Origin of the sequence: Hydrogenophaga sp. (genome assembly GCF_030651625.1) — a bacterium.
GTDB lineage: Bacteria > Pseudomonadota > Gammaproteobacteria > Burkholderiales > Burkholderiaceae_C > Hydrogenophaga.
Genome location: NZ_JAUSCF010000027.1, coordinates 47,018 through 67,469 on the forward strand (window position 1 = coordinate 47,018; position 20,452 = coordinate 67,469).

Annotated in this window: 15 protein-coding genes, 2 tRNA genes and 1 pseudogene; all 18 read right to left on the reverse strand. The window is 61.6% G+C overall.

All coding sequences use genetic code 11. The features are described 5' to 3' along the window. Positions 1 to 160 precede the first annotated feature (160 nt). Positions 161 to 394, reverse strand: a complete 234-nt coding sequence (locus Q7V46_RS13415) for a hypothetical protein (protein ID WP_304914059.1) — start codon at positions 392 to 394, stop codon at positions 161 to 163. A 190-nt stretch (positions 395 to 584) separates the two neighbouring features. Further along, positions 585 to 660, reverse strand: a tRNA-Phe gene (locus tag Q7V46_RS13420). A 51-nt stretch (positions 661 to 711) separates the two neighbouring features. Beyond that, the gene (locus Q7V46_RS13425; protein ID WP_304914060.1) at positions 712 to 1,407 is read right to left on the reverse strand and encodes a response regulator; all 696 of its coding nucleotides are present in this window, start codon (positions 1,405 to 1,407) and stop codon (positions 712 to 714) included. 29 nt (positions 1,408 to 1,436) lie between these two features. Further along, on the reverse strand, positions 1,437 to 3,731 hold the full coding sequence (locus tag Q7V46_RS13430) for an ATP-binding protein (RefSeq protein WP_370690345.1): 2,295 nt from the start codon (positions 3,729 to 3,731) through the stop codon (positions 1,437 to 1,439). Positions 3,732 to 3,742: 11 nt separating this feature from the next. Further along, positions 3,743 to 4,510: a DUF4390 domain-containing protein gene (locus Q7V46_RS13435; protein WP_304914061.1), complete on the reverse strand. Its 768-nt coding sequence runs from the start codon at positions 4,508 to 4,510 to the stop codon at positions 3,743 to 3,745. After that, the gene (gene rsmB / locus Q7V46_RS13440; protein WP_304914062.1) at positions 4,467 to 5,807 is read right to left on the reverse strand and encodes a 16S rRNA (cytosine(967)-C(5))-methyltransferase RsmB; all 1,341 of its coding nucleotides are present in this window, start codon (positions 5,805 to 5,807) and stop codon (positions 4,467 to 4,469) included. Before rsmB ends, Q7V46_RS13435 begins: the two co-directional genes overlap by 44 nt. 44 nt (positions 5,808 to 5,851) lie before the next feature. Further along, positions 5,852 to 6,928: a M48 family metalloprotease gene (locus Q7V46_RS13445; RefSeq protein ID WP_304914063.1), complete on the reverse strand. Its 1,077-nt coding sequence runs from the start codon at positions 6,926 to 6,928 to the stop codon at positions 5,852 to 5,854. Positions 6,929 to 7,075: 147 nt separating this feature from the next. Next, positions 7,076 to 7,669, reverse strand: a complete 594-nt coding sequence (locus Q7V46_RS13450; protein WP_304914064.1) for a LemA family protein — start codon at positions 7,667 to 7,669, stop codon at positions 7,076 to 7,078. Between the two features lie 215 nt (positions 7,670 to 7,884). Next, positions 7,885 to 12,108, reverse strand: coding sequence for a DNA-directed RNA polymerase subunit beta' (gene rpoC / locus Q7V46_RS13455; protein ID WP_304914065.1), 4,224 nt, complete (start codon positions 12,106 to 12,108; stop codon positions 7,885 to 7,887). 142 nt (positions 12,109 to 12,250) lie between these two features. After that, a complete protein-coding gene (rpoB, locus tag Q7V46_RS13460) occupies positions 12,251 to 16,375 on the reverse strand; it encodes a DNA-directed RNA polymerase subunit beta (RefSeq protein ID WP_304914066.1) in 4,125 nt (1,374 codons plus the stop codon). A gap of 257 nt (positions 16,376 to 16,632) precedes the next feature. Further along, positions 16,633 to 17,010, reverse strand: coding sequence for a 50S ribosomal protein L7/L12 (gene rplL, locus Q7V46_RS13465; protein ID WP_304914067.1), 378 nt, complete (start codon positions 17,008 to 17,010; stop codon positions 16,633 to 16,635). A gap of 41 nt (positions 17,011 to 17,051) precedes the next feature. Further along, positions 17,052 to 17,579 (reverse strand): 50S ribosomal protein L10, encoded by a 528-nt coding sequence (gene rplJ / locus Q7V46_RS13470; RefSeq protein WP_304914068.1) that lies wholly within the window; start codon positions 17,577 to 17,579, stop codon positions 17,052 to 17,054. A 266-nt stretch (positions 17,580 to 17,845) separates the two neighbouring features. Then, a complete protein-coding gene (gene rplA, locus Q7V46_RS13475; protein WP_304914069.1) occupies positions 17,846 to 18,541 on the reverse strand; it encodes a 50S ribosomal protein L1 in 696 nt (231 codons plus the stop codon). A gap of 1 nt (position 18,542) precedes the next feature. After that, positions 18,543 to 18,974, reverse strand: coding sequence for a 50S ribosomal protein L11 (rplK, locus tag Q7V46_RS13480; RefSeq protein ID WP_304914070.1), 432 nt, complete (start codon positions 18,972 to 18,974; stop codon positions 18,543 to 18,545). 113 nt (positions 18,975 to 19,087) lie between these two features. Continuing rightward, on the reverse strand, positions 19,088 to 19,663 hold the full coding sequence (gene nusG, locus Q7V46_RS13485; RefSeq protein ID WP_304914071.1) for a transcription termination/antitermination protein NusG: 576 nt from the start codon (positions 19,661 to 19,663) through the stop codon (positions 19,088 to 19,090). A gap of 2 nt (positions 19,664 to 19,665) precedes the next feature. Continuing rightward, complete coding sequence (gene secE / locus Q7V46_RS13490; protein ID WP_304914072.1) at positions 19,666 to 20,046, reverse strand: preprotein translocase subunit SecE; 381 nt, start codon at positions 20,044 to 20,046, stop codon at positions 19,666 to 19,668. Between the two features lie 139 nt (positions 20,047 to 20,185). Next, positions 20,186 to 20,261, reverse strand: a tRNA-Trp gene (locus Q7V46_RS13495). 25 nt (positions 20,262 to 20,286) lie between these two features. Beyond that, positions 20,287 to 20,452, reverse strand: a pseudogene (locus tag Q7V46_RS13500) (elongation factor Tu); the annotation flags it as partial.

A 20,452-nucleotide genomic window follows, 5' to 3' on the forward strand; every position in this document is an offset into this window, starting at 1 on the left:
GGCTCGTGAGCGGGGTTTCGTCAAGGCGACGCTGAAAAAGTACCCGGGGATGCATGCGCCATGAGGGACTTGTTCAACATTGGCTTCGATTGTCCTTCACCACCACAACCCGCTGCCGTGCAATGCCTTCATGCAACGGACCCATGATCCACAAATGACGTCAATGCCGCGTGGCTCCATCCAGTTGCTCATTGCGCCTCTGCATCTGGTCCATTGACTGCTGAACCTGCTCATGCACCCGCTCCTGCGTCTTGCGGGCCTGTTCAAGTTCGATCTGTTTGGTGGCCCCGGCGGTGGCAGCAGTCCCGGCGCTTTCGAGGCCGCAACCGGTGAACGATATTGACAGTGCGGCCATCACAGAAAGAAGGAGAAGGCTTTTGGAACGGATGATCATGAAGCACTCCGGACGTTGGGGGTCTATCAATCCAGATGACCTGACTGCACATGCTCAAGAAGGCACGTGCTCCAGGTCAAGGTCGCTCCCATGCCAACGAACCATGCCAAAAACAAAAAAGCGACCATCTTTCGAAAGGTCGCTTCTTGGGATCTGCTTGGCAAGTGATTGACCTGCAAGGAGAGAATTTTGGTGGCCTGGGACGGAATCGAACCATCGACACGCGGATTTTCAATCCGCTGCTCTACCAACTGAGCTACCGGGCCAAACAGAAGCAAGAGTATAGCAGCATTGCCGCTTCAAAAATCGACCGAGGCTCAGAGCGCGTTGCGCTTGCTGCGAGCCAGATCGACGCCCAATTGCTTGAGTTTGCGGTACAGGTGCGTGCGTTCGAGACCGGTTTTTTCGGCCACACGCGTCATCGAGCCCGACTCTCGTGCCAGGTGGTATTCGAAGTAGGCTTTCTCGAATTCGTCGCGTGCCTCACGCAAGGGGCCATCGAGGTTGAACAGCTGATGGGGCAGTGGGCCGATATCCAGGGCAGGTTCGGGCAGCGTGCCGCCAGTCATGGCCTCCTCCACCGTGAGCTCGCTCATGAAACTGGTACCCGACACTGCTGTGGTCACCATCGCAACGGCGGCCCGTTCGGCCGACTTGTTGAGGCCTTGATCGACCGCCTTGAGCAGCTTCTGCAGCGTGATCGGCTTCTCAAGAAAGGCGCTGGCACCGATGCGCGTGGCCTCCACGGCGGTATCGATCGTGGCATGACCGCTCATCATGATGACGGGCATGGTTAGCAGACCGGAGCTGGCCCACTCTTTGAGGAGCGTCACACCATCGGTGTCGGGCATCCAGATGTCGAGCAACACCAGATCAGGTCGCATTTGTGCCCGCACCGCCCTGGCCTGAGCAGCATTTTCGGCCAGTTCGATGGTGTGGCCTTCATCGTTCAGGATCTCGGAGAGCAAATCCCGTATTCCCAATTCGTCGTCTACAACCAGAATAGTGGCCATGGCTCGGTTCGTTCCCTCAGTCGATGTTGTCAATTCGCAACTGCGAATGATAGCGATACTTGGGCGCCTGCCGGCTGACCCTCGATCTGGCGATTGCTGATGTCCACTCGGCCGCCGTGTTCGTCCATGATCTTCTTGACCACGGCCAGACCCAGGCCGGTGCCTTTGGTCTTGGTGGTCACGTAGGGCTCGAACGCCCGCTTGAGGATGTGCTCGGCAAAACCGGGGCCGCGATCCGTGACCACCAGCCGCACCCATTTGCCAGACTCGGAGCGGGCGGTGCGCAACTGCACTTCTGCCCCCTGCTGCCCACTCATGGCGTCCTGTGCGTTTTGCACCAGGTTGTGCAGAATCTGGCGCACCTGGTGCGGATCGGCCATGGCCATGACCGACCCTTCGACCAGTTCGCAGCGCACAGGCACCGCCGCGTGCTCGTACAGGCCCATGAACTCGCGCACCAGCGCATTCAGGTCCACGGCGCCCAGCTGGGCCGCTGGCAGGCGCGCGTAGTCGCGAAATTCATTGACCAGGCGCTTCATGGCATCGACCTGATCCACGATGGTGCGAACCGACTTGTTCAGAATGGCCTGCTCGGGCGGCTGCACCTTGCCTTCGAGCTTCATGGCCAGCCGCTCGGCCGACAACTGGATGGGTGTGAGGGGGTTCTTGATCTCGTGCGCGAGCCGCCGGGCCACCTCGCCCCAGGCTTTGGCTCGCTGGGCCGAGACCATCTCAGACACATCGTCGAACACCAGCAATCGCTCGTTGCGCGGCAACAGCGCACCACGCGCGATCAAGGTGATGCCTTCGTCGAACGGGGTGGTGCCCGTGGCGGTGAGTTCAAACGATTGCTGCCAGTGCCCGCCCTGGTGAGGTGTCTGATCCGACAGGAAACGTTCGAATTGCTGCAGCACCCCACTGGCAAAGGCTTCGAGGCCCGGTATCTGAGCCAGCGGCTGCCCCATGTGCAGCGAAAGCGGCGTGCGCAAGATGCGCGCCGCGCCGGGGTTCACGCTCTGCAGACAACCTTTGTCGTCCAGGACCACAACGCCGGCGGTCAGGTTGTCCAGAATGGTTTGCAGGTTGTCTCTCGCGGCGTCGACCTGCTCCATGCTGCGCTGCACGGCGGTGCGAGCATCCGAAAGATCCTGGGTCATGTGCGCAAACGTTCGGGTCAGGCCTGCAAGCTCGTCGCGCGAGGTGAGCGCGGGTTTGGGAGACAGGTTGCCCGCCGCGACCTCCCGCATGCCTTCGGCAAGCACCAGCAGGGGCCGGATGAGCTGGTTGCCCAGCAGCACCGCAAGGAGCACCGCGCCGAACACCGCCAGGAACAGCGTCAGGGTGAGTGTGCCGATGTACATGCGCTGCAGCCCCTGCCGCCCCAGTGCACGCTCCTGGTATTCGCGATTGGCGACTTGCACCGCCAGCGCGTCGGCAACCAGCGCGGCAGGCAACGGAGCAACCACCTGCAGATAGCGCGGCTCGGCACTGAACCCGAAGTCCGGTGAGCCGACCAGCGCCATCACCTTGATACGGGCCTGATTCACGGCCAGCATGGCTTCGACTTCACCGTCACTGCCTTCTTCGAGTCCTTCAATCTGGGCCATGACCCGAACCGTGCGCAAATTGCGCAGTTGCGCCGGGTTGGGGCGCTCGGGGCTGAGGTCGAAGCGCGAACTGCCGGCACTGCCCAATGGCTGCCCCGCCGCATTCCAGAGCACCAGATCGGTCACACCCAGCTGTTCACGCAACCGTTCCAGCGCCAGCACGGCCGAAGCACTGGGCTCGCGCGCCAGGCCTTCGGCCGCCACGCGCGTTTTGCCGCTGAGGTCCGCTGCCAGCGTGTCGAGGGTGGTGCGTCCCAGGTTGAGACCCGCCGTCAACGCCGACTCCACGCGCACATCGAACCAGCTCTCGATGGATCGGGAAACAAACTGGTATGAAACCGTGTAGATGAGCAAACCCGGCAGAACGCCCACCAGTCCGATGATGGACGCAAGCTTGATCAGCAAACGGCTGCCGAATTTTCCCCGTTTCAGGCGCAAGGCCAGGCGCACCACGAGCCACAACAGGATAAGCGCCAGAAGAACGGCCACCGCGACGTTGACCCCGACCAGCCACGAAAAATTCTGCTCATAGAGCGCACGGTTGCGTGTGGCCACTGTCAGCAGGAACAGTAGCACCATGCCGACACCGGTCATGAACACCAGGGCGGTCGCGACCACCCAGCGCATGCCAGACTTGCCGAGCTTGAGCGAGTGGTGGCTGGACCCGACGCTGCTCACGTCAGCAGGAGCACGGGAAGGGCGGGTTTCAGGCTCCATCAGATGGCCACTCAGCGTCCGATAGAACCTGCATCGGGCTCGGCATCCGGCGAAGGCTCACCAATGATGGCTTCCTCCACTCGCACCCGCTCACTGGCCTGGATGGCCGGCAATACAAGCCGGCCTTCGCGCTGGATGTTCCATTCAGGCTGGTTGCCCACGCCGATCTGAAATGGCCGTGGCAACAAGGACAGATCCAGCCGCATGCTCCAATCGACCCGGTAGTCGCCGGGATCTCCAGCCGCGACCCCGGCCCCGTCAGCGATTTTCCAGCGGTAAACCCGCCCTACCCCAGCCAGGGCCTCGGCCAGATTGTCGAAGTTCTGATGCAAGGCGTATTGCAGACCCGCACCGCTGTTTCCGTCTCCAGGCTCATTGGACAAACTCACTCGCCAGCGCCGGGTGAGCGGCTGGTAGGCCAGCCTGAGGGTGCGGTGGGCACTGGCCACGCGCCGGTCTGTCCAGTACCAGCGCGGACGGATCACGTCTGCCCGCCAGGCAAAATACAACGGCACGCCCCGGAGCAAAGCGTCTTCCACCAAGGGGCCAGGAACGATATGGATGCGCGCGGTCAGGTGCACAGCCTCAGGTGTTCGCAACAGTTCCTCCTGAACCACAGACAAAGGCTGGGCCTGGACTGGCAGCCAGATGGTGAGCAGCAGCACACAGAAAAACAGCCAGCGGGTGCACATGCCATTGCGGCACACCTTCACGGACATCGCCAGGCCCCCCGTATCAATGCGGGGCCTTGTCGAAGCGGGCGTAAAAGAAACCGTCATGTCCACCCGAATGATTGTCGTTGAACTCCCTTGCGGGGGACGCATGACCCGGGAGCAGATGACCTGGCGAAGGGCAAAGAACGGCGTCGGTGTGGCGCTCAAGAAACGCCGGCACCTGATCCTGCCCTTCGGCACGGAAAACCGAGCAGGTGGCGTAGACCAGACGCCCTCCCGGCTTGACCAGCGGCCAAAGCGCATCCAGCAGGTTTCGTTGTATGCGGGCCAGCTGATCGACATCGCTGGCCCTGCGCAACCAGCGCACGTCCGGATGGCGGCGCACGATTCCGGAAGCCGTGCACGGTGCGTCCAGCAGGATCGCATCGAACCGCTTGCCATCCCACCATGCGTCCGCTCGGGCCGCATCGGCGCTGAGCACCTGAGCAGTGAGGCCAAGCCGATGCAGGTTGTGGTGGATGCGCTCGCAGCGCTTGGGATCCAGGTCCAGTGCCAGCATCTGGACGTTGGCCAGCTCCAGCACGTGCGCGGTCTTGCCACCGGGCGCTGCGCAGGCGTCAAGCACCCGGTCATCAGGCGCCCATTCCCGACCCTGCAGCAACAGGCCCGCAGCCATTTGCGCCGCCTCGTCCTGCACCGAGCAAAGACCCTGGTCAAAGCCCGGCAGGCGCTCCACCGGATGAGGCACACGGAGTTCCAATCCATCGGTCCCGAACAGCGTGGCGTCGATGCCAGCGGCGGCCAGTTCCCTTGCGTAGGTCAGTCGGTCTGTTTTTCTGCGGTTGACGCGAAGCGACATGGGGCCGGGGCGGTTGTTCGCTTCGAGAATGGCCTGCCAGTGGTTCGGGTGATCGCGCTGCAACCGCTCAATCCACCAGAGCGGATGGTTCCAGCGTGCCTGGGGTTGATCTGCCACACGGCCCAGCAAGATTTCCCGCTCCCTCAGGAAGCGGCGCAGGCAGGCATTGATGAAGGCGCTTTGGCGCTGCAGGCTTCGATCCGTCTTCGCGGCGTCCACCACCTGATTCACGACGGTGTGGGCGCTGTAGCTTGGCGTCTCTGGTGCTGGCGCACCAGATGTTTCGACGGCTTCGGTGAGCAGCAGGGACAGTGCGCAGCACATCAGCGCCTGAACCGCCGGGTCGGGCTTGCGCTGAACCAGGCAAGCGAGCAAGGCACGGGTCGTCCCGAGTTGCCGCAACGCATGGAAGGTCAAGGCCTGAACGCCGGGTCTCAGACGGGAAGGCACCTGAGGGAGCACCTCGGCAAGCGACCGCCCTTGTTCAACCGCCTGCACACAGCGCGCCGTGTGCCTCAGCTGGACGGCGAGACTGGTGGGCAAATGCGAGGCCGGGGCTTCTGTCGTCCGGGGAGGCAAAAGATCGCTCAAATCAGAGTCCAGCCAGGGGGTTTGCCGCCAGCGTCGCCGTTTTCTTCTTTGGGGACGGGCGGAGCATCGATCGTCGGCTCTTCTGATCGCCCCAGCGGCAACGGCGCCATGCTGCGGCCGTAGATGCGTCGGATGCGCTGGTCCAGCGTCGGATGGGAGTCGAGCCAGTGGGCGACCGACCCGGTCTCGTTGGCCACCAGCAGCATGTGCTGGACCACCGAGCCCACAGGCCGGGGCACCACCCCTGCGCGCTGCTGGCTGAGCACCTTGCGAAGCACACCACCGAGGCCATCGCGGTTGCGTGTCCACTGCACCGCACGAGCGTCGGCCAGGTATTCGCGTTGTCTCGACACTGCAGCCTGCAGGGCATGTCCAGCCACCCATCCCAGCCAGCCTGCGGCCATGATGGCCAGCCCGATCAGTGCGGCGACCATGCGCCGGTCGCGCGTATCGGGTTCGAACAGAACCTGTCCCAGTCGGTAGAGCATCTCCAGTCCGAACACCATGCCGGCAAGACGCATGTTGAGTCGGGTATCACCTTCGCCGATGTGGCTGAATTCGTGCGCCACCAGACCTTGCAGCTCTTCGCGATTGAGGTTTTCCAGCGCACCCCGAGTGACGGCCACAACCGCATCGTTCACGTCCCATCCGGTTGCAAAGGCATTGATGCCCTGGTCTCGCGGCACCACCATGGCGGTGGGGCGCTTCATGCCGGAGGAAATGCTCATCTCGTCCACGATATTGGCAAAGCGCTTTTCGTCGAAATCACCCGACGGCTGCGCCAGCCGGGCCCCCATTTGCTCGGCCAGACGCACACCCCCATTGCCCGTCAGGCGGGAGGTTTCGACCCACCAGCCCCCCAACACGAACAACAAGGTCACCCCCGTGTTCACTGCAAAGTAGTGGCGGGGATAGTGCATCTCCCCAGGCACCCAGAAGCCCCAGGTGAGTCCCCAGGCAAGGGCCAAGGCGGCATTCACGGCCACCACCAGCAACAGCACGGTCAGGGCAAACGCCAGCACGAGTTTGCGCGTTTGTCCGCGTGCGTCTCGCTGGAACTCGAAAAACCGCATGTCAGCGTTCCGCCAACCCACAGCGCGCGAAGCAACGCCAACCCAGATTCACCGAGGAGCCGGTTCTCCCGGGCCCCAGGTGTCGTCCCCCTTCAGGCGGGTGGCGCCAACGGCGCCGGGGGGGGTGGTGCTTCATTCTCCTTTGCATCAGATCTCGATACGGACGGCCTGGCGCTCGACCTCGCTGGTGGTGGACTCGAGCATGCCCTGGGGCAAGAAGCCAAACAGACGCGCGACGATCACGGTCGGAAATTGTGCGGCTGCGTCGTTGAACTCGAGCACATTGTCGTTGTAGGCCTGGCGTGCAAAACCGATGCGGTTTTCGGTGCTGGCCAGCTCTTCGCTCAGCTCTCGCATGTTCTGATCCGCCTTGAGGTCAGGGTAAGCTTCCACCACAGCAAACAGACGACCCAGAGCACCTCCCAGGAGTTGCTCGGCGCCGGCCAGCGCGCCCAGCGCACCCGCATTCAGCGGGCTGCCGGCGGCGGTCTGCTCAGCCGCCTTGGCCTGATTGCGCGCGGCAATTACCGCCTCCAGGGTGCTGGCCTCATGAGCCAGATATTTGCGCGCCACTTCCACCAGGTTGGGAATCAGGTCGTAGCGGCGCTTGAGCTGCACATCGATCTGTCCGAATGCATTGGCGATCGCGTTCTTCAGTCGCACCAAACGGTTGTATGCACCCACCGCCCAGAAAAAAATCCCCAGTCCCACAGCCAGCAAGACCCACAGCGTGACCGACATGTCTTTCACTCCTTCAATCTGGAACAACCAACCTGTGGGTCACCGACCCACGCCTCCTCGCCTGTAGCGCACCTGCATGTACCGCTGGCAATATACCCCAGCACCTTCGTCCGTTCGAAAGCTCACTGGCCCCAGAAGCCAACAAAAAAGCCCCCGACCTGACGGTCGGGGGCGTTCATGGCTCAGGCGGCAATGGACCGCCTGGATGTTCAGTCTTACTCAGCCGCCTCGCTGGGACTGGAAACATCAGACTGGTCAGCCTGATCCGCTGCCAGCGACAGGGCATCGGCTTCGGCAATGGCGCGGCGCTCTTCGTCGTCCATCTTTTCCTTGACCTTGCGCGCCTCGTGATAGGCCATGCCGGTGCCTGCGGGAATCAGGCGGCCAACAATGACGTTTTCCTTCAGGCCACGCAGTTCGTCGCGTTTGCCCATGATGGCGGCTTCGGTCAGCACACGCGTGGTTTCCTGGAAGGACGCGGCGGAGATGAACGAGTCGGTGGACAGCGATGCCTTGGTGATACCCAGCAACACGTTGCTGTACACCGCAGGCAGCTTGCCCTCGGCACGCAGTGCGTCGTTGGTGTTGAGGATTTCCGAACGCTCGACCTGTTCCCCGGCGATGTAGTTCGAATCACCCACGCTCTCGACAATCACGCGACGCAGCATCTGGCGCACGATCACTTCGATGTGCTTGTCGTTGATCTTCACGCCCTGAAGGCGGTACACATCCTGCACCTCGTCCACGATGTAGCGCGACAGTTCTTCGATGCCCAGCAGGCGCAGGATGTCCTGCGGATCGGCCGGGCCGTCCACCACGCTCTCTCCCTTGTTGACCACCTGGCCTTCGTGCACGAGGATGTTCTTTTCCTTCGGGATGAGTTCGTCCCAGATCTTGCCTTCTGGATCGGTGATCTGCAACCGGACCTTGCCCTTGGTTTCCTTGCCGAACGACACGGTGCCGGTCATTTCGGCCAGCATGCCCTTGTCTTTCGGGCTGCGGGCTTCGAACAGCTCCGCCACACGAGGCAGACCGCCGGTGATGTCGCGCGTCTTCTGACCTTCAACCGGGATGCGCGCCAGCACGTGGCCGGGGCCGACGTCCTGACCGTCGCGCACCTCCAGCAGCGCGCCGATCTGGAAGCCAACGGTCACCGAATGGTCGGTGCCCGGAATCTTCACTTCGTTGCCAGAGGCATCGAGCAGCTTCACAAGCGGACGCACCACCTTGGCAGAACCACGGTGCTTGGGATCGATCACCACCAGCGAGCTCAGGCCGGTCACGTCGTTGACCTGCTTGGCCACGGTAAGGCCCTCTTCCACGTTCTCGAACTTCACCTGACCGGCGAATTCCGTGATGATGGGTCGGGTCAGCGGATCCCAGTTGGCCAGAATCGCGCCGGCCTTGATCGGCTGGTCGGCCTTGACAGCCAGGATGGCGCCGTACGGCACCTTGTGGCGTTCGCGCTCACGACCGATTTCGTCGTGGATGATGATTTCGCCAGAACGGGAAATCACCACCAGCTCGCCCTTGCTGTTGGTCACGTAGCGCATCGTGGCGTTGAAGCCGATCGAACCGCTGGACTTGGCTTCCACGCTGGAGGCCACCGCCGCACGCGACGCAGCACCACCGATGTGGAAAGTGCGCATGGTCAGCTGCGTGCCGGGTTCTCCAATGGACTGGGCGGCAATCACGCCGACCGCTTCACCGATGTTGACCAGGCCGCCGCGACCCAGATCGCGGCCGTAGCACTTGGCGCAGATGCCGAAGCGGGTTTCGCAGGTCAGCGCAGTGCGCACTTTCACCTCGTCCACGCCAGCGGCTTCCAGCTCGTCGAGCATATCCTCGTCCAGCAGCGTGCCCGTAGGCAGCAGCACGGCGCGGTTCTCGGGGTGAATGACGTCTTCGCAGATCGTGCGGCCAAGAATGCGGTCGCGCAGCGATTCGATCACTTCACCACCCTCGACAATGGCGCGCATCACCGTGCCGTTCGAGGTGCCGCAGTCCTGCTGGTTGACCACCAGATCCTGGGTCACATCGACCAGACGGCGGGTCAGGTAACCCGAGTTCGCGGTCTTCAATGCCGTGTCGGCCAGACCCTTTCGCGCACCATGGGTGGAGATGAAGTATTGCAGCACATTCAGACCTTCACGGAAGTTCGCCGTGATGGGGGTCTCGATGATGGAGCCGTCAGGCTTGGCCATCAGACCACGCATGCCGGCCAGCTGGCGGATCTGCGCGGCAGAGCCACGTGCACCGGAGTCGGCCATCATGTAGATGGAGTTGAAGGACTCCTGATCCACTTCATTGCCGTGGCGGTCGGTGGTCTTCTGCTTGGCCAGCTGGGCCATCATGACCTTGGAGATCTCGTCACCGGCCTTGCCCCAGATGTCGACCACCTTGTTGTAGCGCTCACCCGAGGTCACCAGACCAGAGGCGTACTGCTGGGCAATTTCCTTGACCTCTTTTTCGGCGCGATCGATGATGCCGGGCTTCTCCTTGGGTACCAGCATGTCGTCCACAGCAATGGAGATGCCGGCGCGCGTGGCCAGACGGAAACCGTTCTGCAGCAGCTTGTCGGCGAAGACCACGGTTTCCTTCAGACCGCACTTGCGGAACGAGGTGTTGATCAGGCGCGAGATTTCCTTCTTCTTCAGCGCCTTGTTGAGCACGTCGAAAGGCAGGCCCTTGGGCAGGATTTCGGACAGCAGCGCACGACCCACGGTCGTGTCCACCAGGGTGATGAACGGAGTGAACTCGCCCGTGGCTTTGTCCAGGGTGTACTGCACCAGGCGCACGCTGACCTTGGCGGTGATCTCGACCACCTCGTTGTCGAGGGCGCGCTGCAACTCGGCCAGGTCGGCAAAGATCATGCCTTCGCCCTTGCCGTTGATGCGCTCGCGGGTGGCGTAGTACAGACCCAGCACCACGTCTTGCGACGGCACGATGGAAGGCTCGCCCGAAGCGGGGAACAGCACGTTGTTGGAGGCCAGCATCAGGGTGCGGGCTTCGAGCTGCGCCTCCACCGACAGTGGAATGTGAACGGCCATCTGGTCACCGTCAAAGTCGGCGTTGAAAGCGGCACAGACCAGCGGGTGCAGCTGAATGGCTTTGCCTTCGATCAGAATGGGCTCAAACGCCTGGATGCCCAGGCGGTGCAACGTGGGTGCGCGGTTCAGCAGCACCGGGTGCTCCTTGATCACCTCTTCCAGAATGTCCCACACCACCGGCGTACCGGCTTCAACTTCCTTTTTCGCGGCCTTGATGGTGGTCGCGATGCCCATGGCTTCCAGGCGCGAGAAGATGAATGGCTTGAACAGCTCCAGGGCCATCAGTTTGGGCAGGCCGCACTGGTGCAGCTTGAGCGTAGGGCCGACCACGATGACCGAACGGCCCGAGTAGTCGACGCGCTTGCCCAGCAAGTTCTGGCGGAAACGACCGCTCTTGCCCTTGATCATGTCGGCCAGCGACTTCAGCGCGCGCTTGTTGGCGCCCGTCATGGCCTTGCCACGGCGGCCGTTGTCCAGCAGACTGTCCACGGCTTCCTGCAGCATGCGCTTCTCGTTGCGCGCGATGATTTCGGGCGCTTTGAGTTCAAGCAGGCGACGCAGGCGGCTGTTGCGGTTGATGACGCGGCGGTACAAATCGTTCAGATCGGAAGTCGCGAAGCGGCCACCGTCCAGGGGCACCAGCGGACGCAGGTCTGGCGGCAGCACAGGCAGCACATCAAGCACCATCCACTCGGGCTTGATGCCCGACTTCTTGAAGGCCTCCAGCACCTTCAGGCGCTTGGCGTTTTTCTTGATCTTGAGCTCGGAGCCGGTCAGGTCGTTGCGCAGTTTTTCGATCTCGATGTCGAGGTCGATGGCCTGCAGCAGTTCCTTGATGCCCTCAGCGCCCATCTTGGCCACGAATTCGTCGCCGAATTCCTTGCGCTTGGCGTCGAAGTCGTCTTCGCTCATGATGCCGAACTTCTTCAGTGGCGTCATGCCGGGGTCGGTCACCACGTACGCTTCGAAGTACAGCACGCGCTCGATGTCGCGCAGCGTCATGTCCAGGATCAGACCCAGGCGTGACGGCAGCGATTTCAGGAACCAGATGTGGGCGCAAGGCGCGGCCAGATCGATGTGACCCATGCGCTCGCGACGCACCTTGGTCTGCGTGACTTCAACGCCGCACTTCTCGCAGATCACGCCGCGGTGCTTGAGGCGCTTGTACTTGCCGCACAGGCATTCATAGTCCTTGATGGGACCAAAGATCTTGGCGCAGAACAGGCCGTCACGCTCGGGCTTGAAGGTGCGGTAGTTGATGGTTTCGGGCTTCTTGACTTCGCCAAAAGACCACGAACGGATTTTTTCCGGCGATGCCAGACCGATGCGGATGGCATCGAAATGTTCGTCGGGCGTGAACTGCTTGAACAGGTCGAGCAAGGATTTCATGTGAATTTCCTTAAATTACAGAGACAGCGATACAGGAGTGAAGTGACTTGGCCCAGTAGCACCGCGGAACCGGCTCTGCCGGGCCGCAGGTGCTGCCCCCTTGAGGGGGTGACGCGCTTGAGAAGCGCGGCGCAGGGGTGGGTCAACTCCTCTCCAGTTCGATGTCGATACCCAGCGAACGGATTTCCTTGACCAGCACGTTGAACGACTCGGGCATGCCCGCGTCGATCGAGTGCTCGCCCTTGACGATGGACTCGTACACCTTGGTCCGGCCCTGCACGTCGTCCGACTTGACGGTGAGCATTTCCTGCAGGATGTAGGAAGCACCATAGGCTTCCAGCGCCCACACTTCCATCTCGCCGAAACGCTGGCCGCCGAACTGCGCCTTGCCGCCCAGCGGCTGCTGGGTGACGAGCGAGTAAGGGCCGGTCGAGCGGGCGTGCATTTTGTCGTCGACCAAGTGGTGCAACTTCAGGAAGTGCATGTAGCCCACGGTGGTCTTGCGCTCGAAAGCGTCACCGGTGCGGCCGTCGTACAACTGCGCCTGAGTGCGGGTTTCCGTCAGGCCCTTGCGGGTGGCGATGTCGTCCGGGTAGGCCAGCTTCAGCATGGCGCGAATCTCGTCTTCCGAGGCACCATCGAACACCGGTGTGGCAAATGGCACGCCGTTCCTGAGGTTGTCGGCCATCTCCAGCACGTCGGCATCGCTGAGGTCAGACAGCGTTTCCTTCTTGCCAGCCTGGTTGTAAACCGTCTCCAGGAACTGGCGCAGTTCGGCGGCCTTGGCCTCTTCCTGCAGCATGTCGCCAATGCGCTGACCCAGACCCTTCGCGGCCCAGCCCAGATGCACTTCGAGCACTTGGCCCACGTTCATGCGCGAAGGCACGCCCAGCGGGTTGAGCACGATGTCGGCAGGGGTGCCGTCGGCCATGTGGGGCATGTCTTCCACGGGCACGATCTTGGAGACCACGCCTTTGTTGCCGTGACGGCCGGCCATCTTGTCACCGGGCTGCAGGCGGCGCTTGACGGCCAGGTAAACCTTGACCATCTTGAGGACGCCCGCAGGCAGCTCGTCGCCCTGCGTGAGCTTCTTGCGCTTTTCCTCAAAAGACAGGTCGAAGCTGTGACGCGTCTGCTCCATGGAGTTCTTGATCGACTCCAGCTGGGCAGCCACGTTGTCGTCGGCAGGACGGATGTCGAACCAGTGGTATTTCTCCACGTCGTCGAGGTAAGCCTTGTCGATGGTGGTGCCCTTGGACAGCTTCTTGGGGCCACCGTTGGCGACCTTGCCGGTCAGCAGCTTCTCGATCCGGTCGAAGGCGTCGGCTTCCACGATGCGCAGCTGGTCATTCAGGTCCAGACGGAAGCGCTTGAGCTCGTCGTCGATGATCTGCTGGGCGCGCTTGTCGCGTGTGATGCCTTCGCGGGTGAACACCTGCACGTCGATCACGGTGCCTTGTGAACCCTGGTCCACACGCAGCGAGGTGTCCTTCACATCGGAGGCCTTCTCACCGAAGATGGCGCGCAGCAGCTTCTCTTCAGGCGTCAACGTGGTCTCGCCCTTGGGTGTGACCTTGCCGACCAGCACGTCGCCGGGCAACACTTCGGCGCCCACGTAAATGATGCCGGAGTCGTCCAGGCGATTGAGCTGTTGCTCGGCCAGGTTGGGAATGTCGCGGGTGATTTCTTCCGCGCCCAATTTGGTGTCGCGTGCCATCACCACCAGTTCCTCGATGTGGATCGAGGTGTAGCGGTCTTCGGACACGACCTTCTCGGAGATCAGGATCGAATCCTCGAAGTTGTAGCCGTTCCAGGGCATGAAGGCGATCAGCATGTTCTGGCCGATCGAGATTTCACCCAGGTCGGTCGATGCGCCGTCGGCGATCACGTCACCCTTGGCCAACATGTCGCCCTTCTTCACGATGGGGCGCTGATGGATGTTGGTGTTCTGGTTGGAACGCTGGTACTTGATGAGGTTGTAGATGTCCACACCCACTTCACCGGCCATCGCTTCGGCATCGTTCACGCGCACCACGATACGGGTGGCGTCCACGTAGTCGACCTTGCCGCCACGCGTGGCGGTCACCACGGTGCCGGAGTCGATCGCTGCGACGCGCTCGATGCCGGTGCCCACCAGTGGCTTTTCAGGACGCAGCACGGGAACGGCCTGGCGCGACATGTTGGCACCCATCAGCGCGCGGTTTGCATCGTCGTGCTCCAGGAACGGCACCAGGGAAGCCGCCACAGACACGATCTGCGCCGGTGACACGTCCATGTACTGGATGGTGTCGGACGGGGTCAGGATCGACTCGCCCTTTTCACGTGCAGAGATCAGGTCACCGGTCAGGCGGCCTTCTGCGTCGAGCGTGGCGTTGGCCTGTGCGATGACGTACTTGCCTTCTTCAATGGCAGACAGGTAGTCGATCTGGTTCGTGACCTTGCCTTCGATCACGCGGCGGTACGGGGTTTCAATGAAACCGTACTCGTTCAAGCGGGCGTAAAGGGCCAGCGAGTTGATCAGGCCGATGTTCGGACCTTCAGGCGTTTCAATGGGGCAGACGCGACCGTAATGGGTCACATGCACGTCGCGCACTTCAAAGCCGGCGCGCTCGCGGGTCAGACCGCCCGGGCCAAGAGCCGACACGCGGCGCTTGTGGGTGATCTCGGCCAGCGGGTTGGTCTGGTCCATGAACTGTGACAGCTGCGACGCGCCGAAGAACTCTTTGAGGGCCGCAGAAATCGGCTTGGAGTTGATCAGGTCGTGCGGCATCAGCGGCTCTTGCTCGGCCTGGCCCAGACGCTCCTTCACGGCCTTTTCAATGCGTGCCAGACCGGTACGGTACTGGTTTTCGGCGAGTTCACCCACGCAACGCACGCGGCGATTGCCCAGGTGATCGATGTCATCGACTTCGCCGCGGCCGTTGCGCAGGTCCACGAGGATCTTGACCACGGCCAGGATGTCTTCGTTGGACAGCACCATGGGGCCGGTGGATTCGTCGCGGCCCACGCGGGCGTTGAACTTCATGCGGCCCACGCGCGACAGGTCGTAGGTGTCCGGGTTGTAGAACAGGCGGTGGAACAGGGCCTGCACCGCGTCTTCGGTCGGCGGCTCGCCGGGACGCATCATGCGGTAGATGGCCACGCGTGCGGCGAATTCGTCGGCGGTCTCGTCGATGCGCAGGGTCTGGCTGATGTAGGCGCCCTGGTCGAGTTCGTTGGTGTAGAGGACTTGCAGGTCCTGCACGCCAGCGGTGCGCAGCTTCTTCAGCAGGGCTTCGGTCAACTCTTCGTTGGCCTTGGCGATGATTTCACCGGTGTCTTCGTCGACGATGTTGCGCGCAACGACGCGGCCAATCAGGAAGTCCTCAGGCACGCTGATGTGGCTGGTGCCGGACTGCTCGAGTTCGCGGGTGTGGCGCACCGTGATGCGTTTGTCCTTGACAACCACGACCTTGCCCGACTTGTCGGTGATGTCAAAGCGGGCCACTTCACCACGCAGGCGCTCGGGTACGAAGGCCATCTGCGCACCACTGTCCATGAGGCGCATGTGGTCGTTGACGAAGAAGTTGGCCAGGATGGTTTCCGGCGTCAGGCCGATGGCCTTGAGCAGGATCGTGACCGGCATCTTGCGGCGGCGGTCGACGCGGAAGAACAGCACGTCCTTGGGGTCGAATTCGAAGTCGAGCCACGAGCCGCGGTAGGGAATGATGCGAGCGGAGAACAGCAACTTGCCCGAGCTGTGGGTCTTGCCCTTGTCGTGCTCGAAGAACACACCCGGCGAGCGGTGCAGCTGCGACACGATCACGCGCTCGGTGCCATTGATGATGAAGGAGCCCTTGTCGGTCATCAGGGGCACTTCGCCCATGTAGACCTCTTGTTCCTTGACTTCCTTGATCACCTTGGACTGGTTGGTCGAGGATTCACGGTCGTAGATGATCAGCTGCACACGCGCACGAACGGCCGATGCGAAGGTCAGGCCCCGTGTCTGGCATTCGCGCACGTCGAAAGCGGGCTTGGCCAGGTTGTACTCAACGAACTTCATCTCGACAAAGCCGTTGTGCGAGACGATGGGGAATGCGGCCTCAAATGCAGCCTGAAGGCCTTCGTTGGTGCGCTTCTTGGGCGCCGAGCCGGCTTGCAGGAATGCCGTGTAGGCGTCCTTCTGCATCTGCAGCAGGTAGGGAATCTCGAGAACATTCTCGCGACTGCCAAAACTCTTGCGGATGCGTTTGCGTTCGGTGTATGAATAGTTCGATGCTGAGGCCATGAAATCTCCGAGCTCTGCGGCGACTGTCTTGCCAGCCTGACGCGTCAAACGCCAGGGGCTTGCTTGGTGGCTGGCCTCTACCAACCATTGGCGGACGGCCTGCGCGTTGCACACAGGCCCGAACCAAGTCGTCTTCTGCAGTCGGGGTCAGAAGACACTCAAAAGCTGTGTCAGTGACAGGGCTTTTGGGTGTGCTCTGAAAGCACAGAAGGCTGGAGGCCCTTTCGGAGCACTCCAGCCTCGGACAAGGCGCTGAATTACTTCAGTTCGGCCTTGGCGCCGGCTTCCACCAGCTTCTTCACGGCGGCTTCGGCGTCGGCCTTGGCAATCGCTTCTTTCACGTTCTTCGGTGCGCCGTCGACCAGGTCCTTGGCTTCCTTCAGACCCAGGCCGGTGATTTCGCGCACGGCCTTGATGACGGACACCTTGTTCGCGCCGGCTTCGAGCAGCACGACGTTGAACTCGGTCTTTTCTTCAGCGGCAGCTGCGGCACCGCCGCCACCACCTGCGGCAGGCGCGGCCATGGCGGCAGCGCTCACACCAAACTTCTCTTCGATGGCTTTCACCAGGTCGTTGAGTTCCATGACCGTCATGCTGTCCAGCGAGGTCAGAAATGCGTCTTTATCGAATGCCATTTTGATTTCCTAACAATTGGTTAAACGAATCCACCGCGCCTTCAGGCTGCGGCGGCTTCCTCGGCTGCCGGTGCGGCAGCGCCTTCGCCTTTTTTCGCCGCCAGCGCACCCAGCACAACGGCCGTACGCGACATGGGCGACATCAGCAAGCCACACAACTGGGCCAGCAGCACTTCCTTCGAAGGAATGCTGGCGAGTTGCTTCACGCCCTCGACGTCCAGGACTTTGCCTCCGTACACACCGCCGCGAATCACCAGCTTGTCGTTGGTTTTTGCGAACTCGGCCACCACTTTCGCGGCGGCCACGGCGTCTTCAGAGAAGCCATAGATCAGCGGACCGGTCATCTGGTCTGCGGCCACTTCAAACGTGCTGCCAGCCACCGCACGGCGGGCCAGGGTGTTTTTCAACACACTCAGGCTCACACCATTGCTGCGGGCATTGACGCGCAGTTTGTCCATGTTCGCGACCGTGATGCCACGGTATTCCGCCATCACGAGGGTTTGAGCTTTAGCGGCGAGGCTGGTCACTTCGGAAATGACCGCTTCTTTCTCACTGCGATTCAGACTCAAGGTCTACTCCTTAAATGTGCCTTCGGTCGTCGGACCTGGGGCACGCCTCATTGCAGCGACCAACTGTTTTCAGGAACTCGTTCCATCTGCAGCGGGATCGCCATCTGCGTTGGCTTTTCACAATTAAGTCGGACTCTTCCGCAAGGGATTTGAACGACACCAACGGTCTTGGATGGCCCCACCGGCTGGCATTGCTGCCGAGCCGCCGGACCCACCACACCCGGGAGGCCGAAGCCCCCCGAATTCTTCTTGCTACCAGTCAGCGATCACGCCGAGATGGATTGCGTATCGACGCGCACACCGACGCCCATGGTCGACGAGACCGCCACTTTGCGCAGGTAAACACCCTTGCTGGTGGCAGGCTTGGCTTTGGTCAGCGCGTCGATCAGTGCGACGAGGTTGCCTTGCAACTTGTCGGCATCAAACGAACGACGACCGATCGTGCCGTGCACGATGCCTGCCTTGTCGACGCGGAACTGGACCTGACCAGCCTTGGCGTTGCGCACGGCTTGTGCGACGTCAGGCGTCACGGTGCCGACCTTGGGGTTGGGCATCAAGCCACGGGGACCCAGGATCTGACCCAGGGTACCCACGACGCGCATGGCGTCCGGCGAGGCGATCACCACGTCGAAAGGCATGTTGCCAGCCTTGATCTCGGCAGCCAGGTCGTCCATGCCGACGATGTCAGCACCGGCGGCCTTGGCTTCTTCGGCCTTGGCGCCCTGGGCGAACACCGCCACGCGCTTGGTTTTGCCGGTGCCGTTGGGCATCACGACGGCACCACGCACCACCTGGTCAGACTTCTTGGCGTCCACGCCCAACTGGATGGCCACATCGATGGATTCGTCGAACTTGGCGTTCGCACATTCCTTGATGATGGTCAGCGCGTCGGTCAGCGGGTACAGCTTGTTGCTGTCAACCTTGCCTTCAAAGGCTTTTTGTTTCTTGGTCAGCTTGGCCATCTCACACGCCCTCCACAATCACGCCCATCGAGCGGGCCGAACCGGCGATGGTGCGCACAGCAGCGTCCACATCGGCAGCGGTCATGTCTTTCATCTTGGTCTTGGCGATCTCTTCCAGCTGAGCGCGGGTGATCTTGCCGACCTTCTGCTTGTTGGGCACCGGGGAACCTTTGTCCAGCTTGATGGCCTTCTTGATCAGGGTCGTCGCGGGCGGCGTCTTGATGATGAAGGTGAAGCTCTTGTCCGCAAAGGCCGTGATCACCACGGGCAGCGGCAGACCGGGCTCGACGCCCTGAGTCTGGGCGTTGAACGCCTTGCAGAACTCCATGATGTTCAGGCCGCGCTGACCCAGCGCCGGACCGATCGGGGGAGAGGGGTTGGCCTTACCAGCTGGCACTTGCAGCTTGATGAAGCCGACGATTTTTTTCGCCATTTTTTAGCTCCTGCGAGTGCAATCGGCCGTTATGAAAACGACCTCCTCGCGGTTGGGGACCCGAAAGAAACAAGGGCGCCGGCGTCGGGTTGACCCGCCGGCGCCTGGAAAATTCAGGTCTTTTCGACCTGGCTGAATTCGAGTTCGACAGGCGTGGCGCGACCAAAAATGGTCACCGACACGCGCATCTTGTTCTTTTCATAGTTGACCTCTTCCACCGTGCCATTGAAGTCGGTGAAGGGGCCTTCCTTGACGCGAACGTATTCGCCCACGACAAACTCCACCTTGTGGCGAGGCTTGTCGGTGCCTTCCTGCATCTGGTCGACGATCTTCTGGACGTCTTCTTCAGAGATTGGCGCCGGGCGGTTCTTGGCGCCACCCACGAATCCTGTCACCTTGTTGGTGTGCTTGACCAGGTGCCAGGAGTCGTCGTCCATCACCATTTCCACCAGCACATACCCCGGGAAAAACTTGCGCTCGGTGGTGCGCTTCTGCCCGTTCTTGACCTCAACCACTTCTTCAGTGGGAACGAGAATGCGGCCGAACTTGTCCTGCATGCCGGCGCGGTTGATGCGCTCGACGATGTTGCGCTCGGCCGCTTTCTCCATGCCCGAATAGGCGTGGACCACGTACCAACGCATGCCTTCAGCTGCCACACCATCGGTCACCGGGCTGCTCTGATCACTCATGCTTATCTCCAACCCAGAATCAGATCGTAAAAAATCCACTCGACGGTCTTGTCCGTCAGCCACAGGAACAGTCCCATGACAAAGACAAACGCAAACACATAGGCCGTCATCTGGATCGCTTCCTTGCGGGCAGGCCAGACCACCTTCTTGACCTCACGCCAGGCGTCGCGCCCGAACGCAAGAAACTGACGACCAGGCTCGGACACGAAGAAGACACCGATGGCCGCCGCCAGGCCCACCAGCAAACCACCCCACTGGGCATACCCACCCTGCGGCGCCAGCAAGAAGTAAGCGACAAACGCACCCGCCAGCAACAGGATGGCCGCACCCAGCTTGGCTTTGTCTGCGCCGGAGTGAACTGTTTCAACTTCAGAAGTGGCCATAAGGTCTCAATACAATAAAAACACGCGTCAGAAAGGCAAAACCTTGAGACACGCAAGCCCACCAGAGGTCTTTTCGACTTCGGTGGGCTTGTTGACCACAAAACAGGGCGACATCAAAATTGATTCGAATCCCGTTCGGTGGCAGGGGCAGTAGGAATCGAACCTACAACCTTCGGTTTTGGAGACCGACGCTCTGCCAATTGAGCTATACCCCTACTGGCTGGTACCCCTTACGGAGATTTAAGCAAGAATTTTGGCAACCACACCGGCGCCAACGGTACGACCACCTTCGCGGATGGCGAAGCGCAGGCCTTCTTCCATGGCGATGGGGTTGATCAGCTTCACAGTGATCGACACGTTGTCACCCGGCATGACCATTTCCTTGCCTTCTGGCAGCTCGATCGAG

Bases quoted from the DNA above. Each gene is read 5' to 3' on its own strand.
- Q7V46_RS13415 (WP_304914059.1), bottom strand. From the start codon at position 394: ATGATCATCCGTTCCAAAAGCCTTCTCCTTCTTTCTGTGATGGCCGCA.
- Q7V46_RS13425 (WP_304914060.1), bottom strand. From the start codon at position 1,407: ATGGCCACTATTCTGGTTGTAGACGACGAATTGGGAATACGGGATTTG.
- Q7V46_RS13430 (WP_370690345.1), bottom strand. From the start codon at position 3,731: ATGGAGCCTGAAACCCGCCCTTCCCGTGCTCCTGCTGACGTGAGCAGC.
- Q7V46_RS13435 (WP_304914061.1), bottom strand. From the start codon at position 4,510: ATGACGGTTTCTTTTACGCCCGCTTCGACAAGGCCCCGCATTGATACG.
- Q7V46_RS13445 (WP_304914063.1), bottom strand. From the start codon at position 6,928: ATGCGGTTTTTCGAGTTCCAGCGAGACGCACGCGGACAAACGCGCAAA.
- Q7V46_RS13450 (WP_304914064.1), bottom strand. From the start codon at position 7,669: ATGTCGGTCACGCTGTGGGTCTTGCTGGCTGTGGGACTGGGGATTTTT.
- rpoC (WP_304914065.1), bottom strand. From the start codon at position 12,108: ATGAAATCCTTGCTCGACCTGTTCAAGCAGTTCACGCCCGACGAACAT.
- rpoB (WP_304914066.1), bottom strand. From the start codon at position 16,375: ATGGCCTCAGCATCGAACTATTCATACACCGAACGCAAACGCATCCGC.
- rplL (WP_304914067.1), bottom strand. From the start codon at position 17,010: ATGGCATTCGATAAAGACGCATTTCTGACCTCGCTGGACAGCATGACG.
- rplA (WP_304914069.1), bottom strand. From the start codon at position 18,541: ATGGCCAAGCTGACCAAGAAACAAAAAGCCTTTGAAGGCAAGGTTGAC.
- rplK (WP_304914070.1), bottom strand. From the start codon at position 18,974: ATGGCGAAAAAAATCGTCGGCTTCATCAAGCTGCAAGTGCCAGCTGGT.
- nusG (WP_304914071.1), bottom strand. From the start codon at position 19,663: ATGAGTGATCAGAGCAGCCCGGTGACCGATGGTGTGGCAGCTGAAGGC.
- secE (WP_304914072.1), bottom strand. From the start codon at position 20,046: ATGGCCACTTCTGAAGTTGAAACAGTTCACTCCGGCGCAGACAAAGCC.